The organism is Bradyrhizobium sp. UFLA01-814, from assembly GCF_046718885.1.
Taxonomy (GTDB): domain Bacteria; phylum Pseudomonadota; class Alphaproteobacteria; order Rhizobiales; family Xanthobacteraceae; genus Bradyrhizobium; species Bradyrhizobium elkanii.
Genome location: NZ_JAQOSR010000190.1, coordinates 1 through 9,837, shown reverse-complemented (window position 1 = coordinate 9,837; position 9,837 = coordinate 1). Strand labels below are relative to the sequence as shown.

5 protein-coding genes and 2 pseudogenes are annotated in these 9,837 nt (G+C 59.2%); 1 reads left to right on the top strand and 6 read right to left on the bottom strand.

Annotated features, from left to right (window positions below; genetic code table 11):
- The 6 genes and pseudogenes from PMN64_RS36715 to PMN64_RS36690 form a co-directional block, all read right to left on the bottom strand.
- A pseudogene (locus PMN64_RS36715) lies at positions 1-2,868 on the bottom strand (hypothetical protein); the annotation flags it as partial.
- 758 nt (positions 2,869-3,626) lie between these two features.
- Positions 3,627-3,705, bottom strand: a pseudogene (locus PMN64_RS36710) (IS5/IS1182 family transposase); the annotation flags it as partial.
- 295 nt (positions 3,706-4,000) lie between these two features.
- Positions 4,001-4,981, bottom strand: coding sequence for a pectinesterase family protein (locus PMN64_RS36705; protein ID WP_411784265.1), 981 nt, complete (start codon positions 4,979-4,981; stop codon positions 4,001-4,003).
- 169 nt (positions 4,982-5,150) lie between these two features.
- A complete protein-coding gene (locus PMN64_RS36700; protein ID WP_411784264.1) occupies positions 5,151-6,437 on the bottom strand; it encodes a glycoside hydrolase family 28 protein in 1,287 nt (428 codons plus the stop codon).
- A gap of 514 nt (positions 6,438-6,951) precedes the next feature.
- Positions 6,952-7,905, bottom strand: a complete 954-nt coding sequence (locus tag PMN64_RS36695; RefSeq protein WP_411784263.1) for a class I SAM-dependent methyltransferase — start codon at positions 7,903-7,905, stop codon at positions 6,952-6,954.
- A 702-nt stretch (positions 7,906-8,607) separates the two neighbouring features.
- Positions 8,608-9,057, bottom strand: a complete 450-nt coding sequence (locus tag PMN64_RS36690) for a hypothetical protein (RefSeq protein ID WP_411784269.1) — start codon at positions 9,055-9,057, stop codon at positions 8,608-8,610.
- On the opposite strand from PMN64_RS36690, the gene PMN64_RS36685 reads away from it, so the two are divergent.
- Positions 8,983-9,219 (top strand): hypothetical protein, encoded by a 237-nt coding sequence (locus tag PMN64_RS36685; RefSeq protein ID WP_411784270.1) that lies wholly within the window; start codon positions 8,983-8,985, stop codon positions 9,217-9,219. The genes PMN64_RS36690 and PMN64_RS36685 overlap by 75 nt on opposite strands.
- The last annotated feature ends 618 nt before the right edge of the window (positions 9,220-9,837 follow it).

Sequence of the window (9,837 nt, the reverse complement as noted above, 5' to 3'; positions counted from 1 at the left end):
CGCTAAGCCGCTGTAGGTGTCTGAACGAGGCCTGGCAGGATGCGCCGGCGCAAAGTCAGCATCATCGTGTAACTCGAACGGTGTCGGCGCATTCAGATCAACGGATAGCGTGCCCTTACCATGTGACAGGGGCCTGGATGGTGCTGCTGATTCTTGCATCTGTTCATCGAACCAAGCCCTAGCTCCCGCGCTGGCTAGGCTTGAGGGAAGATCCTGCGCCGAGCCGGAATGCTGTCCGATCTGCGCGGCCGGCGAGCTCGGATGCTCAGAGCCCGATAGCCCCAGTTCTCGGTTCGCCCTGACGAGTTTTAAGTAGCTGCGAAGATGCGACAAATCGGGACCGTGTACTCTGGCTTTAGTCCGCTGGAATGCTACCACGTCATTGTCGAGCGATAACTGCTCCCTGCTGGAGCCGTTTAGTCGGCTGGTAATGCTCCCTTTGCGATTGTCTCTAAGCCACGCACTCAGCGCACGAAGGCGTGTCGCGCGCTTTTGTGCAGCCTCCCTTAGCTTCGCAGTCGGATCTTTAAGATCGTTCAAGGCTTGGCGGAGCGCGCCCTCGATGAGCGGGGCATCTTCGGGATGAGGAGCCCGGCGACGGGGGGCACCAAGAACTCGAGGTTGGGGGGCTTCGGCTTCTTCCCCCCCACGCAAGAGCGTCCGGAGAACGTCTAGAGCCGATTTAATGCTGTTCTGACGATCACGGCCCAAACTCCTGTATGCCGCAATTTCCTCGTCCAGCGATGAACCGTCTCGCAGCCGGGAAGTTATAGGCCCCCTATAACTTGCGTTAATCCAACGAACGAATGCTCCAAGCTGGGAAACACTGTTCTTGATGGCCCCAGGGGTGAGCTTGCGCAGCTCGCCGTGTACACGAAACCTCGCCAAGAGCTCCGCGTCTTGGGCCGGGAGCTGCTCGCCGGTCAGCTGCTCCGGCGGCTGCAGGCCTCCGGACGCAGATATATTCAGTGTGCTCGGAAAGCTAGCACCTTCACGCAACTGGTAAGATGTCGACGAAATCTGGGCTGGGACAGCCAAGGGTGGCGCAGTCTCCGAGCTCGGCCACATGCTCCAATCAAAGTCGAGCGGCATCTGCCGTGACCAGGTCGAGATGGAGCCGATGGGTTCCTGCGGTCCAGCTTGTTCTGCCCTCTGGAGCTGCTCAGGCTGGATCAAGGCGGACCGTGATGGGCTGTTGGCCGCGATCGCCGATCGCAGATTGTGAGCGTGTCCCTTCGAGAGGACCAGTGGCGAACTGACGGCGTCACGTAATGCGTCGTGCTGCCTAGCGGTGTCTGGGATCGCTGGGGCGTATTCGTGCGCACGCGAGAGCGTCGGAGCTTGCCCCTGCGATGGCGGCGTCCCCAGTTGATGCGATGGGATCTGCATCAGTTGCGACTCAACGGCGACGCCCTCGGGGTTGCTTAGCGTCTTCTGCCTCTTGGCTGATCTTAACTTCCCTGTGTCATGCTCCTCGCTGACGAGATTCTGCTCGCCCGTCACGAGTTGGCCGCGAGCTTCATCCGTCAATTCGTGGGCCTGATGGCGCCAGTTCAAGGGAGGCAGGGACTGTGCAGGATCCAGTGCCTGGCTATGCCGCGGCGGCTGAAGACTGGACGATGCACCGGCTTCGTCGGTCCTCCCAAAATATAAATCCTGATCGTCTCCCTCAGAGAGTTGCGCTGGCCAACCGAAGGCTGGCTGCGCCCCGCCCTGCTCAGCCGTGGCCTCAATGTCCCCGGTCCGGCGCGTGATTGACGCTACTCCGCACGGCAACTGGGAGGCGCGAAGACGATCTAGTGCGCAAAGAACGAGCCGCCTCTTACTCTTATCGAACACCGCAGCATCGCTGGCCAGCGACTCGTCGTTAAGTCGAGCAGCGATGCACGGCTTGTTGTTTGCAAAAAGCCACCGGCTGAATCTGCGAAGAGGACGAATATAATTCGCCTTAGCGGTGATCTCCTTGTACTCCGCTTCGACGAGTGCGTCTTGAAGTGCGGAAATCATCTGTGCGTCTTCGGAATAAAAAGGGGGAGCGCTGAGTTTTCTCGCTCCCTCACGGAGATGTTCAAGTGCCGCGCCGATACTTCTATGACCACCGGCGTCCTTGAAGCGCTTGATCTCTTCATTCAGCGCTTCTTCCTCATTCCATGTCTCGTCGTGAAGCCGCGCCGCAATGCCCGGCTGGTTGTTTGCACGAAGGTAGTGGCTGAAATCCGTGAGAAGAGTTGCATAGGTTCTGGCGGTACTTGCAGTTCCGGCCGTCACTGCCTGTTGTTTGTACTGTTTGATGAGAGTCACGTCCTCGGGATAGGGAGCCAGGTCAGGGCGGCCAGCGATCGGCGCGATTCCTCCCGTCGACTGAGAAGTCCGCAGATGAGCTAATGCCCAACGGACGTTCGTCGTTCCACCTTTTGCTATGAACTCATCGACATCTTCGTCTATTGAATCGTCATGAAGCCGAGCAGCAATGCTGGGCTTTCTGTTTGCAAAGAGCCAGCGGGCGAAGCTGCGCAGATGACCGACGTTGCTCGTGGCGGTGCTCTCATCGGCTCCCCCTTTGAGGAGCGCCTGCTTAAGCCCGGGAATAAGGAGTGCATCTTCCGCATAAAGCGGCTTCTCGCTGCGACCTACCAACACCCCAATTGGCTGGCTCTTCTGCTGCGCTGAGCCGCCCGGCATCGCCTCATGCTCTCCGGTTGGCTCCAGAGATGACGCAGGGCGGGGCTCGTCCATGATCCCCTGAAATTGTTCCTGATCTCCCGCAGGAAGAACCTCTGGCCAATCGACAGCTCCATGCGAAGCGCTGTGCCCGACCGCGCGACCCACGACACGGCTCGGCTCCATGAGTGCCGCAGCGTTCAGCATTGTTCCTTCACCGTCCGGAGCCGGCGAATATGGGCGCCTGCTCGCCCGCATGACGGGCCGCGCCCCAGATCCTGTTGCATCCGCTTGGGCGCGGACCTGCATGAGCACGGGAGCGGATGGGCGAGCGACCTCGCTCAGCTGCCTCTGAAAGGCCGGCGCTTCTGCCGACGAGCCGGCCGCAGAGGCATCTTGCGCGTCCCCGCTATCCGTTTCCTGACGCACCCGATTCATTGAGACGAAATTCATCTGTACTCACTTCAATGAAAGGCCAGGAGCGCTAATCGTATACGCCTGGACCTGAGCCGACACATCGCCAGCATTTGAGGGCTTAGCTGAAAGTGCATTCCTGACATCTAACCCAGGAATAAACTGTGGTTATGGTCCCAACCTGTCGCACCAAGTGGCCGAGAATGGGGCGCTACGATCTTTCTCATTACGGTCCACTTCCGCCGCCTGCCTACACGCTTAATGTCCCGCCTCAATTGAGCCGAGATGAACAGTGGCCAAGAAGTTCCCAAAGAGCTTGCGTGTTTGGTGGCGATGCGGCGGAAGTCCTTGAGCCCACAGAAGCTGCGCTCGAACACATTTCGAACGTTTCTAAGCAGGTTTGTCGAAGCGATGGATGACGATACGATCGTTGGGGATTACGGCCTTGGCGCGCAACGACGAGCTCAGCTCGCAGGCGGGTCGCCTTTGCCGGCGATGAGCGCGCGCATGGATGGGCGAGCGCCGATGTCGGCGTCGTGGCGCCGGGATCCAACAAAGGACGAGCGGCCGGCAGAATGGATCGCTCAGCGCATGGATTTTTGTCGAGCGGCCAAAGGAGCGGCCGATCGCCTAATTGTGCTTCCCCCTTTCCGCCGGAACTTTGATCGAGATCGAATCGAGTTCCGCGCGACGCAATCTTGCCAGCGCTGGAAGATTGCACCCCATCGCCCGTACTTGGCGCAATGATTGAGCGATCGTAGATGGTCTGCAAGGGTCATAACTTACGCGGAACTCGCGCCAGCCAGCACCTGATTGAGAGCATGTGAACGATGCCGCTGATGGTGGCGCCGATCGTCGGCCGGGCCAGTCCCGTCGGGATGAGGTCGATGCGCGCAGAGAATCACATGACGCTAATTAGGCGCATTCAGTTTGGTTGGTACGACAGCCAATCTGTGGCACCCGCGAAGAACGCTTTGAGAGACCATCGGGGGGCCTCGTCGTCAGTGAGCTGATGAGCGTATGGCTCGCGGCGTGTGGGATTGGCCCCGATGCCTGTTGACTTGTATTCGGCATAATAGGCCGTCCTCAGGGTCTTGGTCTTGCCGGGTGTCCATTCGCGCCAGCCCTCGGAGATCACGGGCGCATCTATATCGGCTGACAAGAAAATCACAGCAGCATAGGGGCGCCAGGCACGGCCGAGGGCAATATCGCGCGCGGCTGGATCGGCGCTCAACCTGCAATGATCGAATACGTAGGCGCTATCCTCGTCCGGCGATGCTCTACTTTGTGCGGTATAGACGACCGCATGGTTGGCGACACCATGCAACTCACAATGCCGGAAATAGGCTTTGGCGTTGCCAAATATAAAATCGACGTGCCCCTCGATGTAGCAGTCCAAGAAGTACTGGCGCGACATCCGGCCATCCGGCCCCTTGTTGGCGAACAGGGTATCCTGTGCGCCGAGCAGGCGGACCCGAGTGATAACGTCCTTATCTCCGGTTAAGGACAGCGCCACGGCCTGCGAAGGTGGATTAGCCGGATTGAGGGAGTAGTCGTTCTGGACGGTCAGGTTGTCGAGCCGAAAGTCGTCACCTGAAGCGTCCAGCGTCGCGGAATGAGAGGTTCCCCCAACATTGATTGCACCGTCGCCGTAGACAATAACCGTGTCATGCGGTCGCTTGCCGGTGCCTTTGATATGAACACCTGGTTTCGAGACTTTGACCTTCTCGCGATAGGTGCCCGGCGCGATCAGAATAGCGCCGCCTTGCGGCGGTAGTGCGTCTATGGCTGACTGCAGAGAGTGATAGGCCTTATCAGAGGCTTGCGAGACCAAAAGTGGCTGCGCAGATGCTTCCGAGAAGCGCAAACACCCAGCCAGCACTATTGCAAGCGCGAAAGCTCTCATCACGGTCTTACCTTCGTCGAGCCAAGTGCAGTATTTCGAGCACGCTCGGATGTTGCGCCTTGTGTCATCAAGCAATCCGCAGCGAAAGCCCAGGCCCCGTCAATGTGCATGGCACGGCAGCTTCACTTTGGCGGTGCCCGGGTCAGCGTCACGCCGGTCTGATGGCTACCTAACGATTGGGAAATACTTTTGCACACTCCGATCCGTGAGATAGCCCCCCGGCAGCTCGGCTTGGAAGCGGTGGCGACACGCCGGCGCGCCCCACGGTCACATTGGTATTTTCCACCTGCCAGGTTGCGGAATCGGCAAATCGCACGTCATCCAGCGTGATCTCGAGGGCATGCGTCTTATCAATCCCACGCATCACCAGCGAACCTCCATCGCCACGAACATGGCGCAGCACAATCTGGCGATAGAGGGGAATGCTGTCACCTTGGGCGCGAGGATCATATCTTGTATCGAACATGATCGGCCAATGGTTGCCGCGCAGGCACACATTCTCATAGGTCACCCGCTCCACCAGGCCGCCCCGGCTGACATCACTCTTGATGCGCAAGCCCGATGTCGTGCCGTCGAGAATCAGGCCGCGCACGAGAATGTCGCTCACACCGGAGCTCACCTCGCTGCCGATCGACATTCCATGTCCCCAGCCGAAATAGTTATCGACGATGGAGACATAGCGGGTAGGACCGTTATTGCCGGCCTTGATTGCCACATTGTCGTCTCCGGTACGGATCACACTATGGGTGATGGTCACATCCTGGCTGGCGCCAGGATCGATGCCGTCGGTGTTGCGGGCGTCGGCGGGTGCTTCGATGGTGACGCCCCAAAAGGTAGCACCTTCGACGCGGTTCATCGCCACGTGAAAACTAGGCGCATTGCGCAACGTGATGCCGTGGAAGGCAATGTCCTGCGCGTGGTCGATCTGGATCAAGCGCGGGACGTTCTGATTGCCATGCTCGTTTTGCGCCCGGCGAGCCAGCTCCCACCAAGTTTCGGCGCTGCCGACCATGGGTGCCCCGCCCTGGCCATCGATGATGCCCTCGCCATAGATGCCGCCACCGCGCGTCTTGGAAAAGCTGATGAACGGGCGGCAGCCGTCACCTTTACTTGCGATGCGACCGCAATGTCCCAAGCCCCTGTCATACGCGTTCGGGTCCGAGATCGCAAAAAGCGTGGCGCCCCGCTCGATCCATAGCGTGACGTCCGATTTCATCTCGAGTGGACCTGACAGGAACTCGCCGCGCGCCAAATAGACCGCAGCACCGGCGGGGCAATGGGCAATGGCATCCTGCAACGCGGCTGTGTCGTTCGTTCCAGAGGCCTCCGGGCGGGCGCAAACATCGCGCGGCGCAATTGGCTCGGCGACAATGCGGCGGTCTTTCGCCTGGGCGGCTGGGCAAAATGCCATTGAGATTGCGAGGGGTAGAGCCCAGTAGCGGGAAAGATTTGTCATTTACATTCTCATGCATTGCTGCGTGCATTTTGCCGCGTGAACTGCGCCCGATGGGAACGCGAGCTTGAGCAGCGCCGCCCTTCTCTGTGGCGCGCGCAAGGTGACCTTAATAAGCCAACCCAGGATGGCGCTCTCGTCCCGGTTAAGACTGCGGACGAGTCGGATACGGTTCAAGGCGCCGGCGATGTGGTGTCGCAGCGCCGGGCCAACCGGTGGTCCCAGCCGGCGTTCTCGCCACTATCGTCCAGAATGCAGCTCTGAGACCAATTGTCTTCAGCGGCGCCCTCCTCGGCAAACCACCAGTTGTCTTGGGTCTGGCGACGCTATGGTCCGCAAAATGCCGGCTTTCCTACACGATTCAGCTGCGTCTCGAATATTGCCGAGCAAGTCAAAATCACGGACCGCGTTGGCCACCGCGTGCTTCCTTGCAAATTTGAGTGGTTGCGGAGCTCGCAACCACCGATACCGACATTCCCTGGGCCACATCCACGGCCACCATCGGAAAACGAACCCATCACGGCTCCAGCGCGACCTGCAAGCCCTCGTTCCCCTCAAAATGAACATAACGTGGCCCAATCGGCCGCCCCCTGCCGCTGGCGACTGTGACAATGTCTTCCAGCGGGTTCGCGCGCGCATCCGCCTCGGGCCGGGACAAGATCAGATCGGCGTGAAACAGCCCTTCCGATTCAAGACCGGTCGCATCGACGCCAAGCCTCGCCAAGGTAGCCAAACAACTTTCAAACTCTTCAGCATCGCGAAAGCGACGCTGAATAAATGTTGCGCCTGTAAGACGTTCCGTCACAAGGCCACGCTTCGCGAACGTCGCAGCCAAGGAATCAAATGGGAACATTCGTAGCACGAAGGAGATGATCCATGGACGCTTCTCCGTCGCATCGAGAACCTTGCTGAACGTCTTCTCGGTAACGTAGCCGATGCAGCCCGTCGACATGATAACGTCGGTGGGGCGGATAATACGCGCGCTGTCCGTCGATAGCGTCTCCTTTTCAAGATCAGCGACAATCCCCTGCTCAAGGAGACCAACACCCGTCCCATAGCTGATCGCCGGTGCCGATACATCGAGACCGATAAATCGCGCGAGGCCGACATCAGGCCAAGCTGCATAAAAATTGCGATCGAGACGCACCAGTGTCTCAGAACTAATCGCCCTCATCTCGCGCCGGGCGTAGCGATGACGCAAGCCCGCGAAGGTCAGCGGAAACCGATGCACCGCGGCGTTGATACCGTATGAACAGCCAACATCAAGCACGACCGGCTTAAGGCCGGTTGCCGAAGTTTTCGCTGCCAGAATCTGACGCACAACCGGCTCAGCCACGTCCGGAATCATATAATCCAAGTCTCCCAGGACAGAGAAATATGCTCTCGGATCATCCAAAGCATAAATATCATCGAAGATAGCTTTAGACTGGTTGATACGCGAAAAATCTGATCGCAACTCAGCGTCCCCCATTTCATCTTACGGGCCGCTCGACGGTTGCAGCCCTCAGTCACTCGGTGCCTTATTGCAGAGATCAGCCGACGCATAAACCCCATCTGGCCGATACGGATCGAACCCGGCGATCATAACCATCAAGAGGCGCACCTCATCGACGTGCAATCACGATCCCAAGGCAAACGCACCAGATTTCCATACTGCGCTGACGTGTTCGCGCGTGAAATCCTGCCGCCCTTGCAATCGAGGTGCTGCCACCTGCGCGGCTTGGCCGCACTCGATGATTCCCCCGATCTTTCAACGCTGGGCTCACCGAACCCCAAATCGTCGAGCGTCTCGGAGCTGACCTCGCGAAAAGGTCAGATTTCGTGCGCGAGTCCTATTGATGTCAGGGGGTGCAGCAACTCATACCTTGGTTTAGACATCCTAGGCGGGTATCTGCGACATCTCGCTGATGATTTGATCACGCAGAGCCCAAAGCTCTTACATCATGGCCGGGCGGGCGCGCTTTAGCGATCGATCAGGCCTCGTAGGATGGCTTCCGCGCGCATCGAAACGGCCGTGTAAAGTTGCGCGGCCTTTATGGACTTGAGCCTTCCCGGGTCATTCTGAGCGATGTTGGGATCAGATAGGAGGCGCTGGAAGCGAGCTCTGCGCCACGCTTGCACGCGGCGAAGACGCGGCAGTATGGCCGACTGCTCCTCAATACTGACTCGCTTCTCACTCGCCACAGCGGCCACTCCTCTTGAGGTTACGAGCGTAACGCAACCTTGGCGCGTGTGGAAGAGGTTCCCGGTATCCTACGGGTGGGCGCACTCCACGCCTTTGCCACTTAGCTGACCCGACCGATTCGAACGCCTGACGAGCAGGCGATCCCTGCGGCGAGATCGTCTGGCGTGTCGCGCAGCGCCGTCGCCCGGCGTCATAGGCATTGAGGTAGTCAGCACGGAATAACGACGCTGAGCCGTTCCCGGCCTGGGACGACACCTGCGGGTCGATCGGACCGAGCTCGGACGAGTCGCTCATCGCGATCCCATTGGCGCCGAGCGCCATCAGCGTGCCGGCGCTCCTGCGTAGTCCGGAATGATGACCTAAGTGCTTCTCTTCGCCCGTCGCACTACCGACCACCCCGATCAACTTCTCAGCCGCATCGACATCGTCGCCCGGCACGTGCAGCAGGAGATCGATTGGATCGCCGGGGTTGATGTTGTGGAGCATGTCGACGAAGCCCAGCGCTCAATTGGCGCTTCGCGCGCTCCGGGATCCCATCGTAAAGGCAGGATGCACTTGAAGCCACTCGGCGCGAAAAGCCGGCAGCGGAACGTGAATTAGCGGCTATCTTTCGGCTTCGCATGCCGGAAGTGGAAATGCCCAAGCCCGCGACCGGCACACCTCGCGGCCGCGATCCCGGAAGCACGATCTGCAGTCAAGCGTCCCGTTCGGACTGAGAGAACGGAACCAAACCTTGCTGATGTTCTAGGTCGGCCTACTGAGAGGCATATAAAATGTTTTAGACGCATTAGTTACCATAGGTCGCGATCCGTTCTTATGGCTCGGCGAGTGAAATGTGGCGCCGTTCTCCGTTGTGTACGGAGTGAACGACATCTATTGCACTAGCTTGCCGAGTTGTCCGGGCGTAGGTTCCAGTGCCAACGCAGGAGTTGTGTCATGGGCAGTGACATACTTAACAGCGTGATTATTGTGCTATTCGGGCTAAGCCCGCTCGTCATGATCGGCATAGCAATGTATGTGCAGTAGGGTATCTCATTTGGCGGGCCCACCGCTTCTTTGCGAGACCTAGCCCTCGGGGCGGGTAGATGGTCCCAGCAACCGCCGCTACGCCGGCCCCCAAGGTTGCTGGGACCGCTTAATAGGAGGCGGCTCAGTTGGCGGCCTCCTGGCGGATCCTTAACGACCCGATCTCACTCCGCCCAGCAAACTGAATTTTCC

Excerpts from the sequence above, each read along its gene's own strand:
- PMN64_RS36700 (WP_411784264.1), bottom strand. The coding sequence starts at position 6,437 with ATGACAAATCTTTCCCGCTACTGGGCTCTACCCCTCGCAATCTCAATG.
- PMN64_RS36695 (WP_411784263.1), bottom strand. The coding sequence starts at position 7,905 with ATGGGGGACGCTGAGTTGCGATCAGATTTTTCGCGTATCAACCAGTCT.
- PMN64_RS36705 (WP_411784265.1), bottom strand. The coding sequence starts at position 4,981 with ATGAGAGCTTTCGCGCTTGCAATAGTGCTGGCTGGGTGTTTGCGCTTC.